Origin of the sequence: Azotobacter vinelandii CA (assembly GCF_000380335.1) — a bacterium.
In the GTDB taxonomy this organism is placed as follows: Bacteria; Pseudomonadota; Gammaproteobacteria; order Pseudomonadales; family Pseudomonadaceae; genus Azotobacter; species Azotobacter vinelandii.
In genome coordinates this window covers 4,238,051-4,255,206 of the sequence record NC_021149.1, presented here as the reverse complement: position 1 = coordinate 4,255,206, position 17,156 = coordinate 4,238,051, and the positions used below count along the sequence as shown (strand labels likewise).

Below are 17,156 nucleotides of genomic sequence, written 5' to 3'. Positions count from 1 at the left end.
GAGCATCGCGAAACCGGCGACAGGGTGAGGGCATGTCAGCTTCGCGGCGAACCGGCGGTCACGGCCACAATGTCGAAAAGTTTCCATGTCGTAGAGCTGCCAGCAGCCGGGAAGGCGTGAACCTCTTGGCGGATGCGCCCGGTTCCGAGCGCATGTCCGCTTTTTCGACGCCCCTGCCGCCCTCGCCGTAGGAGCGTTCTACCCAATCGCAATACAACCGCAACATCGCCGCGAGCGGCATTTCCGCCAATTGCCGCTGAACCGGGCGGTCACTCGGCAACGTGGACGCCAGGTGCCGGATGAAAGGCCGGTTGCCGGCCAGCCGCTGCACGACGTTGAAATACTCGATGGCCTGTTGCTCGCGTGTTCCGGTCATCAATTCGGCTCCTCGGTAGCACCGCTTCGTATGGTCTGGCCGACCCTACCACGAAGGATGTCAAGGAATTGTCCACGACAGCCCCGGTTACGGAGTCGAGGGCGACGAGCACAGCGATAGCCACGAGGGCCGCCCGGTCGACGGCCCTTTTGGGGGCAGTCGCACGTGCCGCCTCCAAGAGGCTTGACGCGGATCTTTATGGGGGGCAAAAGCCGGAGTGTCGACCTTTCAGGAAATGAACGAACAAAAACGGCGAGGGATCAGCCTCGCCGCTTCTGTCGTCTCACCTCATCCCTAGTGTTATGACACAGCTAAATCTGCGTCATGCATAATGTCGGCATGGAACATTACAGAATCATCCTCAGTCCTCAAGAAAGAGCGCGGTTGCAAGAGCTGACAAGCAAAGGCAGGACCGCGGCAAGCCAAGTCATCAACGCCCTGATCCTGCTGGCCTGCGACCGCTCGCAAGACCAGGGGCCGCGCAAGACCAGTGCACAGATCGCCCAGATGCTGGGCGTGAGCCAACGCAAGATCGACAACCTCAAGCGGCGTTGCGTGCAGGAAGGTCTGGAGTCGGTGCTGGTGAGAAAGAAACCCCGGCGCGAATACGCCCGCAAGATCGACGGCGAACTCGAGGCACGCCTGATCGCCCTGAGCTGCGGACCTGCTCCCGAAGGTCATGCGCGCTGGACGCTCAAACTGCTGGCCGAGCGTGCGGTGGAGTTGGAATATGTAGACTCGCTGTCGTCGGAGACGGTGCGACGTGCCCTAAAAAAAACGAACTCAAGCCGTGGCGCAAGGTTGGCTGGGTGATCCCGCCGAAGGCCAGCGGGGAATTCGTGGCGGCCATGGAGCAGGTGCTGGATGTCTACAGTCGACCCTATGACGAAGGCCATCCGGTGGTCTGCATGGACGAAACGCCGCGGCAACTGATCCGCCAGGTGCGCGAGCCCCTCGAGGCGGTACCGGGGCATCCCGGGCGCGATACGAGTACGAGCGCGCTGGCACCTGCAACGTCTTCGTAGCCTGTGAGCCGCTGGCCGGGCGGCGCATCGCCAAGGTCACCGAGTACAAGAAAAGGCAGGACTGGGCGCTGTTCCTGCAGGACATCGCCCAAGCCTGGTCCGGGGCCGAGCGCATCACGCTGGTGATGGACAACCTCAACACCCACAGTGCCGCCTCGTTGTACGAGACCTTTATGCCCGAGCAGGCCAAGGCCCTGAGAGATCGCTTCGAGTTCGTCTACACCCCCAAGCATGGCAGTTGGCTGAACATGGCCGAAATCGAGATCAACGTACTCGCCGGCCAGTGCCTGGACAGGCGCATCGACTCCCTCGAGCGGATGCGCAAGGAGGTCGCCGCATGGCAGCAATGCCGCAACCAGCTCGATGCCAAGATCAACTGGCAGTTCACCACCCAGGATGCGAGGGTCAAGCTACGCAGCCTATATCCGCAGATTGAAGTGTGTTGAGATACTAGGGTCATCGTCCTGATGATGCCGCATTCCTTGCGACGGTTCCCTTGGCTTCGGTCCCTAGCAGCCTTCATCGATCCTTCGATGTCGGTATGGGAGCCAATCTACTCGGGTGCCCGCCTCGGGCAAATTGGCAAAGCTCTCGATCTTTTGTAGGTACTGGCTTACATGCGCCTCCATGGATGATCGATTCTGGCCGGAAGGGATACACGGCGAGCAACGCCATACGGGAACATGTGGAGGCATGCAGAAACAAGAAAGCCCGCACGAGGCGGGCTTCTTGGGGTGTTTCCGGTGCATGTGGGAACATGTGGAAACTAATAGATGGTGGCTACACCGGGACTTGAACCTGGGACATCAGCATTATGAATGCTGCGCTCTAACCGACTGAGCTATGTAGCCAAGTGGCGCGCATTATTGTCGTCATCGATTCGGGTGTCAACCGTCCTTCGATAAAAAAATCAGGAAAATCCGAACCTTGGCGACGACAGGGGAGGCGATCCGGACGGTGGGGACGGGTCAGGCGGTTCCGTCCTTTTCCTGTTCCGGCCGGGGAGGGGGTAGCAGGATGTCCAGGAGCCTGGCGCTGCGTTGCGCCTTTTCCTCGGGGTCGGCTCCGGCCTGCACCTGGGACAGGCTCTGCTGGTAGGCATAGATCAGCCAGGCACGGTCGCGGGCTTCGGTTTCGTTGCAGCCGAGCTGTATCAGCAGGCCTTCGATGTAGCTCAGGCGGTGACTGTCGACCTCGTCGATGGCTTGGCGCGCCTGCGGGTCGCGGCGCGCCCAGCCGCGGATGCCGATCTCGGTGGAGGCCGCTTCGCGCGCGGTGTTGCCGTGCAGGGGCAGTTCGAGCAGTCGCTGGAGCTGCTCCCGCGGGCTGTTGCGGGTGTTGCGCAACTGCTGGATGACGCTCTCGGTCGCCCGGGCACGCCAGTCGCTGAGGATGCTTTCGAGCAGTTCGCCGCGACTCTTGAAGTGGTAGTAGAAGCTGCCACGGGTGATGTCCAGCTCCTTCGCCAGGGTGTCGACCCGGACCGAGTCGATGCCGCCCTTGACCAGCATGCGCTGGGATGCACGGATCCAATCTTCGCGGGTGAGGGGGTGGCGTGCGGACATGGTCGTCTTTCTTCGTATGGGCGGAGTCGGGGCTTTGTAACGTGGCGTACAAGCCTAACTCATGGGCCGGATGGCTGGAATAGGGACGGTTTTTCGCCGCTTTTATCCGCCCGATCACGTTCGTTTTCCATCGCCGACCTCCGGAACCGTCCTGCCGGCCATGGTCTGGACTACGCTTCGCAGTGGTCTTGTTTTTTGAATACAGTAGTGTATGTTGATGCTGGCTTGACCAGCATGCGCCAGACACTCATGACTTGGTTATTGGCCTTGGTGACCTGTTCCGTGCGGTAGCTCAGGCTTTTCATGGATACATATATGTATTTCGTGCATGCCCGGAGGCGGGACGGGACAGGTCCTGTCAGGTCCATCCAGAAAGAGGAGGAACAATGAAAACAACCACCAACCTCTGCGCGATCGAATCCCCGTTGCCGCTGGCCGATCTCGACGTGAACGGCCGCGGGCTGGCCGAGCGGTACCGGATCGCCGCAGGGCGGCGCGAGGACGTGCTGTGCCGGGAGGGCGACGGGCTGAAGCTGCCGGGCAGGTGCATCCCGATCCCCAACGCACCTCGCCCTGCAAGAATATCAATGCATTACTGTATGTTATCGGAAGCGGTTCCGGCCTTTCGCATGTGCAGTCGCGTTCGTCAGAGAGCCGGATTGAATCCTGGTGAGACATATTGACGCAGGCCGGTTCTCTCGATATAAAAATACACATACGTATCTGTACTTTAATGACGCGGAGACGGTTATGGAAGGCATAGGCAAGACCCTGCTCGCAGCGGGGCACCAGACCAACTACCACGAGGCGGGGCAGGGCGATGCGCTGTTCCTGCTGCACGGCTCGGGTCCCGGCGTTTCCGGCTGGACCAACTGGGCGAAGAGCATGCCGGTGTTCGCCGACCGCTGGCGGGTGATCGTTCCGGACATCGCCGGCTTCGGATTCACCGAGTTCAAGGAGGACGCCAAGTACGACATCAAGCTGTGGGTCAGCCATCTGGTCGGCATCCTGGATGCGCTGGACATCCCGAAAGCTTCCTTTGTCGGCAATTCCTTCGGTGGCGCGCTGGCCATCGGCCTGGCGCTGTTCGCGCCGGAGCGGGTGAACCGGCTGGTACTGCTCGGCACCCCGGCCGGCGAGTTCGTGCAGACCGCCGGGCTGCGCGGCGCCTGGGAGTACGAGCCGTCGCTGGAGAACATGGAAAGGCTCATGCAGTTGTTCCCCTACGACAAGGCGCTGATCACCCCCGAACTGGTCAAGAGCCGCTTTGAAGCCAGCGCCCGGCCGGGCGCGCAGGATGCCCTGCGCAGGCTGATCCCGCAGCCGGCCGCCGAGGGCGACACCCTGGTCAAGGGTTTTCCCGCCGCCGCGCTGGCCAAGATCGCCGCGCCGACCTTGGTGGTGCACGGCCGCGAGGACCGCGTGGTGCCGCCCGAGTGCGGCCTGCTGATCGCCAATGCGGTGCCCGACGCCGACCTGCACCTGTTCGGCCGCTGCGGCCACTGGGTGCAGGCCGAACAACCCCGCCGTTTCGCCGCGCTGGTGCGCGATTTCCTTTCGGAGTGAACCGACCCATGAGCCGCAACGTACTGGAAAGGGTGCTTTGGCAGTTGTCTGTCGAGCGCGCCGCCAAAGAGCGCTTCCGCGAGGAGCCGCGCAAGTTTCTCGGCCGCTTCGCCCTCTCGCCCGAGGAGGTGGACATGGTCGTCGACTTCGATGTCGCCGCCCTGCAACGGCTGGGCGTGAGCCCGATGCTGACCATGGGCTTCTGGCAGGAGCTGTCGCCGAGCCGCGACATGCGCCTCTACAAGGAGCGCCTGGGCGCGACCGACAACGAATACGCGGGCTTTTCCGCCGCATTGAAGGGGTGAGACATGGGCAAGATCGTTGGCGGCTTCTGGATGCCGCATGACCCGGTGATGTTCGTCGCCCCCGAGGCGCCGCCGCAGGCGCAGCGCGACAAGGTGTGGGGCGCCTACCAGGACTGCGCCCGGCGCCTGGCCGAGCTGGAGCCCACCTCGGTGATCGTCGTCGGTTGCGACCACTACATTCTCTTCGGCACCCATTGCCTGCCGCGCTACCTGATCGGCACCGGCGACGTGGACGGGCCGATCGACCGCCTGCCGGGCCTGAACCGCGAGGTGGTGATCAATCACGAGGCTCTGGCCAATCACATCGTCGCCCACGGCGAGGCGCAAGGCATCGACTGGAGCGTGGCGCGCAGCTTCACCGTCGACCACGCCTTCTCGATTCCCCACCAACTGGTGGTGCGCCCGGCCGAGCAACTCATGGGCCGCCGCCTGCCGAGCATCCCGGTGTACCTGGCCTGCGGCGTCGATCCCTTCATCAGCTTCGAGCGCGCCGCCGACCTCGGCCGGCAGATCCGCGCGGCCGTCGAGGCCTTCGATGCCGACGAGCGCGTCGCGATCATCGGCAGCGGCGGCATCAGCCATTGGGTCGGCACCGCCGAGACGGGCCGGGTCAACGAGGACTTCGACCGCGAGGTGCTCGACATCGGCGAGCGCGGCGACCTGGCGGCGCTGTGCGCCTACCGCAACGAGGAGATCCTCGAGCGCGGCGGCAACGGCGCCATGGAAATCCGCAACTTCGCCTGCGCCATGGCCGCGGTGCCGAACGCTCGCGGCGAAACCATCGCCTACGAGGCCGTGCCGGCCTGGGTCACCGGGCTGGGCTTCCTGCAACTGCATCCCGAAGAGAGCGTGGCGTGATGAACAAGGTCCTCCTCTGCCAGCGCGACGAACTGGCGCCCGGTTCGCTGAAGAAGGTCCCCAACGCCGAGGTGGGCGACATCTGCGTGTACAACCTGGACGGGCGCTACTACGCCACCGCCGACCTGTGCACCCATGCCACCGCCTCGCTGGCCGAGGGCGACCTCGACGACGACCTGATCACCTGCCCGGTGCACTGGGGCCAGTTCCACGTGCCCACCGGCCGGGCGGTCACCTTCCCTTGCGAGCGCCACCTGCGTACCTACCGGGTCATCGTCACCGACCGGGAGGTGTATGCCGACGTTGCCGCCGAGGCCGAAGAGGCCCTGGCCGACGCCGACCCGGCCGGCGCCGGCAGTCCGGTCTGAGCGCCTTCGAATCCACCGAACCACCCTGCGAGAACCGTCATGATGGACAAACCGACAACAACACTCAAAGCCATCGAATCCACGCCGCCGCTGGCCGACCTCGATCGCATCTGCGACATGCAGGAAGGCCGCATGGCCGGCAAGATCTTCTGGGACAGCGAGATCTACGAACAGGAGCTGGAGAAGATCTTCGCCCGCTGCTGGCTGTTCGTCGCCCACGAGTCGCAGATCCCCGAGCCCGGCGACTACGTCGCCACCACCCTGGGTGAGGACGAGGTACTGGTCGTGCGCCAGAAGGACCGCTCGATCAAGGTCCTGATCAACGCCTGCCCGCACCGCGGCAACAAGGTCTGCTTCGCCGAGGCCGGCAACGCCCGCGGTTTCATCTGCAACTACCACGGCTGGGCCTTCGGCCCCGACGGCGCGCTGCGCGGCATGCACGAGTCGGGGGTCTACGAGCAGAGCGGCTTCGACAAGTCGCGGCAAGGCCTGCGCGAGGCGCGGGTGGACAGCTACAAGGGCCTGGTGTTCGCCACCTTCGCGGCGGACGCGCCGAGCCTCGCCGACTACCTGGGGCCGATGACCTGGTACCTGGACGTGATCCTCGACAACGATGAGGGCGGCACCGAATTCATCGGCGGCTGCATCCGCTCCACCTACGAATGCAACTGGAAGATCGCCGCGGAAAACTTCGTCGGCGACATCCTGCACGCCGGCTGGACCCACGACTCCGCCGCCCAGGCGATGCTCGGCGGCTCGGTGACCAAGGTCAGCGAACTGCCCGAGTCCTACCAGGTGAACTGGAACGGCCACGGCTACGAATTCGCCCGCGACCTGGTGGGCAACGCCGCGGTGCTCGGCGAGAGCGCGATCAACAAGTACCTGCACCTGCACAGCCCGAAGGCCGCCGAGCGCCTGGGCGAGTTCCGCGCGCGGATGCTGGGCGCGGTGTCGTCCTTCACGGTGTTCCCCAACTTCTCGTTCCTGCCGGGGCAGAACACCGTGCGCGTCTGGCAGCCGCGCGGCCCCAACAAGATCGAGCTGTACACCTGGGTGATCGTCAACAGGAACGCCCCCGCGGAGGTGAAGGAGAAGTGGCGGCGCGGGGCGATGATGACCTTCTCGCCGACCGGGGTGTTCGAGATGGACGACGGCGAGAACTGGGAATACTGCACCAAGACCAGCCGCGGCAAGGTCACCCGCTACCAGGACCTGTACGTCGGCCTGGGCATGAACAGCCGCCTGAGCGATACCGAACTGCCGGGCAACGTGTTCAGGGGCCAGTTGAACGAAGCCAACGCCCGCGCCTACTACCAACGCTGGAAAGACCTGCTGCAGGCACGCACCTGGGCGGAAGTACCCGACCGCAACGGCAAGCTGGACTGAGGAGGACGGCCGATGAACACGCTGGAACTGGTGACCCTGGAAGAAGAACGCGCCGTACAGGCCTTCCTGCTGCGCGAGGCGCGGCTGCTGGACGAAGACCGCTGGGACGACTGGCTGCTGATGGTCTCCGAGCGCATCCACTACTGGATGCCGGGGATCGAGAACCGCCGCCGCGAGGACGCGCGGGGGGGCTTCAACGCCGAACACATGGCCCTCTTCGACGACGGCTACCGCGAACTGCAGCGCCGGGTGGCGCGCTTCAAGCAGCCGTCGGCCTGGGCGGAGGACCCGCCGACGCGCAACGTGCACCTGATCAGCAATATCGAGGTGTACGCCGGGGAGAATCCGGGCGAGTACCGGGCCTTTTCCTGCTTCGTCAACGTGCGCAGCCGCGGGCTGGACGAGCAGTACCAGATCGCCGGGCGGCGCGAGGACGTGCTGTGCCGCGAGGGCGACGGGCTGAAGCTGCTGAGCAGGCGCATCCTGATCCCCAACGCCACCTTGCCCTGCAAGAACATCAACACCTTCCTCTGAGCAAGGAGAACGACATGGGCTGGCTCGATGGACAAGTGGCATTGGTGACCGGCGGTACCGGCGGCATCGGTTCGGCCATCGTCAGGCGCTATGTGGAGGAGGGCGCGCGGGTCGCGGTGATGGCCCGCGATCCCGAGCAACTGCAGCGGCTCCGGGACGAACTGGGCGCGGCGGTGGTCACCGTGCGGGGCGACGTGACCAGCCTCGACGACAACCGCCGGGCGGTCGACACCGCCCTGGCGGCCTTCGGCAGGCTCGACACCTTCGTCGGCAACGCGGCGGTGTTCGACTACTTCACCCGCCTCGAGCGGATCGCCCCGGAGGAGCTGGAGACGGCCTTCCAGCGCCTGTTCGCGGTCAACGTGCAGGGCTACCTGCTCGGCGCGCGCTGCTGCATCGACGCGCTGCGCGAGACCCGCGGCAGCATGATCTTCACCCTGTCGAACAGCGCCTTCTACGCCGGCGGCGGCGGGATTCTCTACGTCACCGCCAAGCATGCGCTGGTCGGCATGATCCGCCAACTGGCCTACGAACTGGCCCCGGACATCCGTGTCAACGGCGTGGCGCCGGGGGCGACCAACACGCCGATGAAAAGCCTGGAGGGGCTGAACGCGCGCAGCGTGCCGCTCAACCGGATTCCCGGCTTCGAACAGGGCGCGGCGCAGGCGGTGCCGCTCGGGCGCATCGCCGAGCCGGAGGACCATGCCGGCCATTACGTGCTGCTCGCTTCGCGCCGCGATTCCGGGCTGACCACCGCCACCATCATCCACAGCGACGGCGGCTGGGAAATCCGCAGCGCCGGGCCGCGCGCCCACGCCAGGAGCTGACGCCGCCCGAACCGCCCGACAGCACCGCCCGACAACGACAAGAAACGAGAGGCACCCCCCAGATGAACGCCAGCACCGACTGCCCGAGCGTGCAGCAACGACAAGTCCTGAAACTGTTCGAGGGACTGCGGGTTCCGGTACTCGCCGCCCCCATGTTCCTCGTCTCTGGCCCGCAACTGCTCACCGCCTGCTGCCGCGCCGGCATCCTCGGCAGCCTGCCGGCACCCAACGCCCGCACTCTGGAGCAACTCGACCAGTGGCTGGGCCAGATCGCCGGCGAGTTGGCCGAGGTGCGCCAGACCGGCGGACCGGTCGCCCCCTGGATGCTCAACATGATCGTCCACTCCAGCTACGACCGCTTCGCCGGCGAGCTGGAACTGGTGCGCCGCTACCGCCCGCCGGTGGTCTCCACCGCGCTGGGCAGCCCGAAACGGGTGCTCGACGAGGTACACGCCTACGGCGGCGCGGTGCTGGCCGACGTGATCAGCCCGGTGATGGCCCGCAAGGCCGCCGAGGCCGGCGTCGACGGCCTGATCCTGGTCTGCAACGGCGCCGGCGGGCATACCGGCAGCTACAACCCCTTCGCCTTCGTCGCCGAGGTGCGCCGGTTCTGGAAAGGCCCGTTGGGCCTGGCCGGCGCGGTGTCCAGCGGCCGCGACATCCATGCCGCGCGGGTTCTCGGCTGCGACTTCGTGGTGGTCGGCACCCGCCTGATCGCCGCCGAGGAAAGCCTGGTCGAGGACGCCTACCGGCAGATGCTGATCGACTGCTCGATGGACGACCTGGTCGCCACCAGGGCGGTCAGCGGCGTGCTGGCCAACTGGATGAAGCCGTCGCTGGAGCGCGCCGGCATCGATCCGGCCGCCGAGAGCCGGGCCGCCATCGACTTTTCCGGCGACATCGCCAGCGCCAACAAGGCCTGGAAGCATGTCTGGTCGGCCGGCCAGGGCGTCGGCCAGATCGAGCGCGTCTATAGCGTCGCCGAACTGGTCGAGGAGTTGGAGCAAGGCTACCGCGCGAGCCGCGAACGGGCGTTCTGAACGCTTCCCCATCCACCCAACCGAAGGAATTCCCGGTGACCCACGAATCCCGTCTCCAGGCCGCCGCCGCGGTCCTGGCCGAAGCGCGCAAGACCGGCCGGCCCTGCTGCCGGATTTCCGAGCGCTTCGGCATCCAGACCCTGGCCGACGCCTATGCCATCCAGGAGCTGAACACCCGGGCCGCCCTGGCCCAGGGGCGCCGCCCGGTCGGCCGCAAGATCGGCCTGACCTCGCTGGCCGTGCAGCAGCAACTGGGCGTCGACCGGCCCGACTTCGGCATGCTGTTCGCCGACATGGAGCGCCGCGACGGCGAGGCCATCGACACCGGCCGGCTGATCCAGCCCAAGGCCGAAGGGGAGATCGCCTTCGTCCTCGGCCGCGACCTGCCCGCCGTCGATACCACCCTGGGCGAACTGGTCAACGCCGTGGAGTTCGTCCTGCCGGCGCTGGAGATCGTCGACTCGGCGATTGAGGACTGGAAGATCACCCTGGTCGACACCGTGGCCGACAACGCCTCCTCGGCGCTCTACGTGCTGGGCAGGACGCCGACCAAGCTGAGCGGGCTCGACCTCGCCCTGGAGGGCATGCTCTTGGAGAAGAACGGCGCCCAGGCCGCCATCGGTGTCGGCGCCGCCTGCCTGGGCAACCCGCTGGAGGCCTGCCTGTGGCTGGCGCGGACCATGGCCGAGGTCGGTCGCCCGCTCCAGGCCGGCGACGTGCTGCTCTCCGGCGCCCTCGGGCCGATGGTGCCGGTGGCCGCCGGCGACGGCCTGCGCCTGCGCCTGACCCGGCTGGGCGAGGTGAGCTGCCGTTTCGCCTGACTTCTCCTTGCGTGTGAAGGCCGAAGGATCGGCCCCGACAGATAGTGCTGCGACAAAAACAACATACGAAGCGGCGGCCCTGGCCGCCGACTCTTGAGGCACACCCCATGAACGATCTCGTGCATGTCTCCGAGAAACTGGCTCCGGCCGATGTTCTTCTGGAATCCCGCGAAAAAGGTGAGTTCGTCCTGCGTTCGGCTCAGCCATTGCAAGCCTACGCGCGCTGCACCGGCGAGTGGCTGGAGCGCTGGGCACGGGAGGCTCCCGAGCGGACCTTTCTCGCCGAACGGCGCAACGGTGGCTGGTCTGGCCTGAGCTACCGCGAGGTGCGCAAGCGCGTCGGTTGCCTGGCCCAGGGCCTGCTGGAGCTGGATATCCCCGCCGGCCGGCCGGTGCTGATGCTGTCCGACGTGGATATCGACCAGGCCTTGCTCAGCCTCGCCGCCCTGCACGTGGGCATTCCGGTGGCCACCGTCTCGGTGGCCTATTCGCGCAACACCGCCGGCGGTTGCAGCAAGCTCAAGGCCATCATCGAAGTGCTGGAACCCGCGGTGATTTTCGTCAGCGACGGCGACGCCTATTACCGGGCCGTCGAACTGGTGAAGCCGAACTGCCTGGTGGTGGCCGCGCGCAACGCCCAGGAGATCGAAAGCGCCCTGCCGTTGCCAATGCTCTACAAGGACGAGAGTCCGGCCGTGATGGAAGCCTTCGGCCGGGTTACCGGCGACACCCCGGCGCGCTACCTGATGACCTCCGGCTCCACCGGCGAGCCCAAGGCGGTGGTCAACACCCATCGCATGCTGTGCGCCAACCAGCAGGCCATCGCCCAGTGCTGGCCGTTCCTCGAAACCTGCGAGGTGGTGGTGCTGGACTGGCTGCCGTGGAGCCACACCTTCGGCGCCAACCACAACTTCAATCTGGTGCTGCGTAACGGCGGCACCCTCTACATCGACGACGGCCGCCCGATACCCGGGCAGATCGAACGTACCGTGGAGAACATCAAGGCGGTCAAACCCACGCTGTTTTTCAACGTACCCCGCGGCTACGAAGCGCTGCTGCCTTATCTGGAGCGCGACGAGGCCCTGGCCAGGGCATTGTTCGGCCGGCTGGAGCTGCTTTTCTATGCCGCCGCCGCGCTGCCGTCGAGCACCTGGGAGCGGCTGATGGCCTGCGCGGGCCGGGTGCGCAAGGAGCCGCTGTTCTTCAGCAGCGAATGGGGCGCCACCGAAACCTCGCCGGTGCTGACCAATGTGCACTACCCGATCGACAGGCCCGGCAATATCGGCCTGCCGGTGCCAGGCATCGAGATCAAGTTCGTGCCCTCCGGCGACAAGCAGGAGATGCGTGTGCGTGGCCCCTCGGTGTTCAGCCACTACCTCAACAATCTGTCAAAGACGGCCGAAGCCTTCGATGACGAGGGCTTTTACAAGATCGGCGATGCCGGTCGCCTGGTGGACCCCGATCACCCGGAAAAAGGCATCCTTTTCGACGGTCGCGTGACCGAGGACTTCAAGCTGACCACCGGCACCTGGGTCTCGGTCGGCGTCCTGCGCCCGAAGCTGGTCAGTGCTCTGGCGCCTTATGCCTCGGATTGCGTCATCTGTGGACATGATCAGGACGTGATCGGCGCGCTGATATATCCGACTCCGGCCCTGCGCGAATTGGCGGGCGAGGCGGGTAAGCGCATGACGGTCGACGAACTCGCCCAGCAGCCGGAGGTTCGTCTGGCGCTGTGCGCCGGGCTGCAGGCGCTGGCCAAGGAGTGCCCGGCGTCGTCCCAGCACGCCGTTCGCCTGCTCGTGCTCGATTCGCCCCCCAGCCTGGAGGCCGGCGAGATCACCGACAAGGGCTACATCAACCAGCGCACGGCATTGAGCCTGCGCGCCGATGTGGTCAAGCGGCTGTATGCCGAGTCCCTCGACCCGGCCGTCATCCTGCTCGCCGAAGCCTATGGAGAAACCGTATGACCAAGAAACTCAAAGTCGCCATCGTCGGCTCCGGCAACATCGGCACCGACCTGATGATCAAGATCCTGCGCCACGGCCAGCACCTGGAAATGGGCGCCCTGGTCGGCATCGACCCGAATTCCGACGGCCTGGCCCGCGCCGCGCGCCTCGGCGTGGCCACCACCGCCGAGGGCGTCGAGGGCCTGGCCCGCCTGCCGGGGTTCGGCGAGATCGACTTCGTCTTCGACGCCACTTCGGCCGGCGCCCATGTGCGAAACGAGGCCTTCCTGCGCGCGCTCAAGCCCGGCCTGCGGCTGATCGACCTGACCCCGGCGGCCATCGGCCCCTACTGCGTGCCGGTGGTGAATCTGGAGCAGAACCTCCACGAAACCAACGTCAACATGGTCACCTGCGGCGGCCAGGCGACCATCCCCATGGTCGCCGCGGTGTCGCGGGTGGCCAGGGTCCACTACGCCGAGATCGTCGCCTCGATCGCCAGCCGGTCGGCCGGCCCCGGCACCCGCGCCAACATCGACGAGTTCACCGAAACCACCTCGAAGGCCATCGAGGCGATCGGCGGGGCGCGCAAGGGCAAGGCGATCATCGTCCTCAACCCGGCCGAGCCGCCGCTGATCATGCGCGACACCGTCTACGTGCTCTCCGCGCCGGCCGACCGGGCGCGGGTCGAGGCCTCCCTCGCGGAAATGGCCCAGGCGGTACAGGGCTACGTGCCGGGCTATCGCCTCAAGCAGCGGGTGCAGTTCGACGAGATCCCCGACGCCGCGCCGCTGAACATCCCCGGCCTCGGCCGCCTGTCCGGCCTGAAGACCTCGGTGTTCCTCGAGGTCGAGGGCGCCGCCCATTACCTGCCGGCCTACGCCGGCAACCTGGACATCATGACCTCCGCCGCGCTGGCCACCGCCGAGCGCATGGCGCAATCCATGCTGAACGCCTGAGGACGCCGCCATGACCTTCAACCCCGGCAAGAAGCTGTACATCTCCGACGTGACCCTGCGCGACGGCAGCCACGCGATCCGCCACCAGTACTCGATCAAGAACGTGCAGGCCATCGCCCGCGCGCTGGACCAGGCGAAAGTCGACTCCATCGAGGTCGCCCACGGCGACGGCCTGCAGGGTTCGAGCTTCAACTACGGCTTCGGCGCCCACACCGATCTGGAATGGATCGAGGCGGTGGCCGAGGTGGTGACTCATGCCAGGATCGCCACCCTGCTGCTGCCCGGCATCGGCACCGTGCACCACCTCAAGGAAGCCTACGAGGCCGGCGCGCGCATCGTCCGGGTGGCCACCCACTGCACCGAGGCGGACGTGTCCAGGCAGCACATCGCCTACGCGCGCGAGCTGGGCATGGACACCGTGGGCTTCCTGATGATGAGCCACATGACCACGCCGCAGAACCTCGCCGTCGAGGCGAAGAAGATGGAAAGCTACGGCGCCACCTGCATCTACGTGGTCGACTCCGGCGGGGCCTTGAGCATGCAGGACGTGCGCGAGCGCTTCCGCGCGGTCAAGGACCTGCTGGAGCCTTCGACCCAGACCGGCATCCACGCCCACCACAACCTCAGCCTCGGGGTGGCCAACTCCATCGTCGCGGTGGAAGAGGGCTGCGACCGCATCGACGCCAGCCTGGCCGGCATGGGCGCCGGCGCTGGCAACGCGCCGCTGGAGGTGTTCGTCGCCGCGGCCGAACGGCTGGGCTGGAACCACGGCACCGACCTGTACACCCTGATGGACGCCGCCGACGAGATCGTCCGGCCGTTGCAGGACCGCCCGGTACGGGTCGACCGCGAGACGCTGGCGCTGGGCTATGCCGGGGTCTATTCGAGCTTCCTGCGCCATGCCGAGGTGGCGGCCGAGAAGTATGGCCTGAGCACCGTGGACATCCTGGTCGAGCTGGGCCGGCGGCGGATGGTCGGCGGCCAGGAAGACATGATCGTCGACGTGGCGCTGGATCTGCTCGAGCGTTCCTGATCGCCCCGGCCGCCGGAGGGCGGCCGTTCAACGCAGTACCGACAACAACAATCATCAGAGGTACGTACACCCATGGAAACCTATGGCTCGCAACGCGTCGCGGCGCTGGTGGGGGAGACCCCGCGCACCTGGACGACCATCGGCCTGTGCTTCGTCGTCGCCCTGCTCGAAGGCATGGACCTGCAGGCCGCCGGCATCGCCGCCGCCGGCATGAAGGCCGAATTCGGCCTGGACGCCTCGACCCTCGGCGCGGTGTTCAGCGCCGGCATCCTCGGCCTGCTGCCCGGCGCCTTCGGCGGCGGCTGGCTGGCCGACCGCATCGGCCGCAAGTGGGTGCTGATCGGCGCGGTGGCGCTGTTCGGTCTGTTCTCCATCGCCACCGCCTACGCCTGGGATCTCTACAGTCTGCTGGTGGCGCGCTTCATGACCGGGGTCGGCCTCGGCGCCGCGCTGCCCAACCTGATCGCGCTGTCCTCGGAGGCGGCCGGTCCGCGCCTGCGCGGCACCGCGGTCAGCCTGATGTACTGCGGCGTGCCGCTGGGCGCGGCACTGGCGGCGCTGGTCGGCATGGCCGGTTTCGCCAGCGGCTGGAAGGCGGTGTTCTACGTCGGCGGCGTGGCGCCGCTGCTGGTCGCGCCGCTGCTCGCCCTGTGCCTGCCCGAGTCGGCGGCCTTCCGCGAGCAGCAGGGCGCGGCAGTGGCGCGGCCGACGATCTGGCAGGGCTTGTTCCGCGACAGCGCCGCAGTGCCGACCCTGCTGCTCTGGATCGCCTACTTCTTCACCCTGCTGGTCGTCTACATGCTGGTCAACTGGCTGCCCTCGCTGCTGGTCGGCCAGGGCTTCAGCGCCGCGCAGGCCGGCCAGGTGCTGTTCGCGCTGCAGATCGGCGGCACCCTCGGCTCGCTGGCGCTGGGCTCGCTGCTCGACCGCTGGCGCCCGTTGGCGCTGATCGCGCTGACCTACGCCGGCATCCTCGCCGCCCTCGCCGGGCTGGGCCTGTCCAGCCGCTTCCCGAGCATGCTGGTCGCCGGTTTCGTCGCGGGCTTCTTCGTGGTCGGCGGGCAACTGGTGCTTTACGCCCTGGCGCCGCAGTTCTATCCCACCGGCATCCGCGCCACCGGGGTCGGCAGCGCGGTGGCGGTCGGCCGCCTCGGCGCCATGAGCGGCCCGCTGGTGGCCGGGCAGATGCTGGCGATGGGCTACGGCGCCACCGGCGTGATCCTCGGCGCCGCCCCCGGCATCCTGGTCGCCGCGGCGGCGGTGTCCTTCCTGCTCGTCCGGCGCCGCGCCGCCTGAGCCCTGCGCGGCGGGCCGTTCCGGCCCGCCGGCTCTCCCGTTTTCTTCACGCATGCAGAGGTAGCCATGACTATTCGGGTCGATATCCAACCCTCGGGCCAGGCGTTCAACCTGGAAGCCGGGCAGAGCATTCTCGACGGCGCGCTGGCCGAGGGCCTGATGCTCAAGCACAGTTGCCGCGAAGGCACCTGCGGCAGTTGCAAGGGCAGGGTGGTCGAGGGCCGCGTCGAGCACGGCGAGACTTCGCTCGAAGTGCTGAGCGAGGCGGAGCGGGCCGCTGGCCTGGCGCTGTTCTGCCGCGCCACGGCGGCGTCCGATCTGGTCATCGAGGCGCCGGAAGTGACTGAGCTGCGCGGCATCTCGATCCAGCAACTGGCGGCGCGGGTGGCCGGCATCGACAAGATTTCCGACGACGTGGCCATCGTTCGCCTGATGCTGCCGCCGGGCACGACCTTCAACTACTACCCCGGCCAGTTCGTCCAGGTCCTGCTCAAGGACGGCAGCCGGCGCAGCTACTCGATGGCCACCCGCGCCGCCGAGGACAACCATCTGGAGTGGCATGTCCGCCGGGTGCCGGGCGGCGTGTTCAGCACGCATGTCTTCGAGGCGCTGAAGCCCAAGGCGATGCTGCGCCTGGAGGGGCCGTTCGGTTCCTTCTTCCTGCGCGAAGGCAGCGGGCCGCTGATCTTCCTCGCCACCGGCACCGGCTTCGCGCCGATCAAGGCGCTGCTGGAGCAATTGCGCGAGCAGGGCAGCCGGCGTCCGGTCTACCTCTACTGGGGCGGGCGCCGGCGCGAGGATCTCTACCGCCACGACGAACTGCTGGCCCTGGAGGCCGAACTGCCCTGGCTCCGCTACACGCCGGTGCTCTCCAGGCCCACCGGGGATTGCGACTGGCAGGGCGCGACCGGCCACGTGCAGCAGCAGGTGCTCAAGGACTTCGCCGACCTGCGCGACTTCGAAGTCTACGCCTGCGGCTCGCCGGCGATGATCGACTCGGCCCGCCGCGCGTTGATCGAGCGGCTCGGCCTGGCGGAAAGCCGCTTCCATGCGGACGCCTTCGTCTGAGGAGGGAAATGCCCCGCGACACCGGCGGGGCCGATGATTAAGGCATGCAGCCGCGCGGCTGCGGACCCTGGCCGGCGGGAATGCCGGCCCGACACGAAAAATAACAACAAGACAGGAGCCTTCCCCATGCGCCATCCGCATGTGTCCCCGTTCGCCCCGGCGAACCCCCTTGCCGTCCAGAGATCC

Annotated in this window: 17 protein-coding genes, 1 tRNA gene and 1 pseudogene; 16 read left to right on the top strand and 3 right to left on the bottom strand. The window is 66.9% G+C overall.

What is annotated here, in order from left to right; all coding sequences use genetic code 11:
- Window positions 1–58: 58 nt before the first annotated feature.
- On the bottom strand, window positions 59–376 hold the full coding sequence (locus tag AVCA_RS19210) for a hypothetical protein (protein ID WP_012702722.1): 318 nt from the start codon (window positions 374–376) through the stop codon (window positions 59–61).
- A gap of 339 nt (window positions 377–715) precedes the next feature.
- Here AVCA_RS19210 and AVCA_RS26195 point away from each other — a divergent pair.
- Window positions 716–1,847: pseudogene (locus AVCA_RS26195) on the top strand (IS630 family transposase).
- A 328-nt stretch (window positions 1,848–2,175) separates the two neighbouring features.
- Here AVCA_RS26195 and AVCA_RS19195 read toward each other — a convergent pair.
- A tRNA-Met gene (locus AVCA_RS19195) sits at window positions 2,176–2,252 on the bottom strand.
- A gap of 117 nt (window positions 2,253–2,369) precedes the next feature.
- Window positions 2,370–2,966: a TetR/AcrR family transcriptional regulator gene (locus AVCA_RS19190; RefSeq protein ID WP_012702721.1), complete on the bottom strand. Its 597-nt coding sequence runs from the start codon at window positions 2,964–2,966 to the stop codon at window positions 2,370–2,372.
- Window positions 2,967–3,352: 386 nt separating this feature from the next.
- Here AVCA_RS19190 and AVCA_RS26530 point away from each other — a divergent pair, with 386 nt between their 5' ends.
- From AVCA_RS26530 to AVCA_RS19120, 15 genes are all read left to right on the top strand, one after another.
- Entirely contained in the window at window positions 3,353–3,649 is a 297-nt protein-coding gene (locus AVCA_RS26530) for a hypothetical protein (protein ID WP_175556035.1), read from the top strand.
- Between the two features lie 67 nt (window positions 3,650–3,716).
- On the top strand, window positions 3,717–4,532 hold the full coding sequence (locus AVCA_RS19185) for an alpha/beta fold hydrolase (protein ID WP_012702718.1): 816 nt from the start codon (window positions 3,717–3,719) through the stop codon (window positions 4,530–4,532).
- 8 nt (window positions 4,533–4,540) lie between these two features.
- A complete protein-coding gene (locus AVCA_RS19180) occupies window positions 4,541–4,837 on the top strand; it encodes an extradiol ring-cleavage dioxygenase (RefSeq protein ID WP_012702717.1) in 297 nt (98 codons plus the stop codon).
- Window positions 4,838–4,840: 3 nt separating this feature from the next.
- Window positions 4,841–5,695 carry a DODA-type extradiol aromatic ring-opening family dioxygenase gene (locus tag AVCA_RS19175; protein ID WP_012702716.1) on the top strand — a complete coding sequence of 285 codons (855 nt, stop codon included), beginning with the start codon at window positions 4,841–4,843 and terminating at the stop codon, window positions 5,693–5,695.
- Complete coding sequence (locus tag AVCA_RS19170) at window positions 5,695–6,063, top strand: non-heme iron oxygenase ferredoxin subunit (protein WP_012702715.1); 369 nt, start codon at window positions 5,695–5,697, stop codon at window positions 6,061–6,063. The genes AVCA_RS19175 and AVCA_RS19170 overlap by 1 nt, the downstream gene beginning before the upstream one ends.
- Before the next feature lie 39 nt (window positions 6,064–6,102).
- Window positions 6,103–7,449 (top strand): SRPBCC family protein, encoded by a 1,347-nt coding sequence (locus AVCA_RS19165; protein WP_012702714.1) that lies wholly within the window; start codon window positions 6,103–6,105, stop codon window positions 7,447–7,449.
- A gap of 12 nt (window positions 7,450–7,461) precedes the next feature.
- The gene (locus AVCA_RS19160) at window positions 7,462–7,983 is read left to right on the top strand and encodes a 3-phenylpropionate/cinnamic acid dioxygenase subunit beta (RefSeq protein WP_012702713.1); all 522 of its coding nucleotides are present in this window, start codon (window positions 7,462–7,464) and stop codon (window positions 7,981–7,983) included.
- A 14-nt stretch (window positions 7,984–7,997) separates the two neighbouring features.
- Window positions 7,998–8,810, top strand: coding sequence for a 3-(cis-5,6-dihydroxycyclohexa-1,3-dien-1-yl)propanoate dehydrogenase (hcaB, locus tag AVCA_RS19155; RefSeq protein ID WP_012702712.1), 813 nt, complete (start codon window positions 7,998–8,000; stop codon window positions 8,808–8,810).
- Between the two features lie 62 nt (window positions 8,811–8,872).
- On the top strand, window positions 8,873–9,850 hold the full coding sequence (locus AVCA_RS19150; RefSeq protein ID WP_012702711.1) for an NAD(P)H-dependent flavin oxidoreductase: 978 nt from the start codon (window positions 8,873–8,875) through the stop codon (window positions 9,848–9,850).
- Window positions 9,851–9,885: 35 nt separating this feature from the next.
- Window positions 9,886–10,671 carry a 2-keto-4-pentenoate hydratase gene (locus tag AVCA_RS19145; protein ID WP_012702710.1) on the top strand — a complete coding sequence of 262 codons (786 nt, stop codon included), beginning with the start codon at window positions 9,886–9,888 and terminating at the stop codon, window positions 10,669–10,671.
- Window positions 10,672–10,778: 107 nt separating this feature from the next.
- Window positions 10,779–12,638: a feruloyl-CoA synthase gene (locus AVCA_RS19140; protein ID WP_012702709.1), complete on the top strand. Its 1,860-nt coding sequence runs from the start codon at window positions 10,779–10,781 to the stop codon at window positions 12,636–12,638.
- Window positions 12,635–13,573: an acetaldehyde dehydrogenase (acetylating) gene (locus tag AVCA_RS19135; protein ID WP_012702708.1), complete on the top strand. Its 939-nt coding sequence runs from the start codon at window positions 12,635–12,637 to the stop codon at window positions 13,571–13,573. Before AVCA_RS19140 ends, AVCA_RS19135 begins: the two co-directional genes overlap by 4 nt.
- Before the next feature lie 10 nt (window positions 13,574–13,583).
- Window positions 13,584–14,606, top strand: a complete 1,023-nt coding sequence (dmpG, locus tag AVCA_RS19130; RefSeq protein ID WP_012702707.1) for a 4-hydroxy-2-oxovalerate aldolase — start codon at window positions 13,584–13,586, stop codon at window positions 14,604–14,606.
- A gap of 72 nt (window positions 14,607–14,678) precedes the next feature.
- The gene (mhpT, locus tag AVCA_RS19125; protein WP_012702706.1) at window positions 14,679–15,902 is read left to right on the top strand and encodes a 3-(3-hydroxy-phenyl)propionate transporter MhpT; all 1,224 of its coding nucleotides are present in this window, start codon (window positions 14,679–14,681) and stop codon (window positions 15,900–15,902) included.
- Between the two features lie 66 nt (window positions 15,903–15,968).
- Window positions 15,969–16,970: a CDP-6-deoxy-delta-3,4-glucoseen reductase gene (locus tag AVCA_RS19120; RefSeq protein WP_012702705.1), complete on the top strand. Its 1,002-nt coding sequence runs from the start codon at window positions 15,969–15,971 to the stop codon at window positions 16,968–16,970.
- Window positions 16,971–17,156 lie beyond the last annotated feature (186 nt).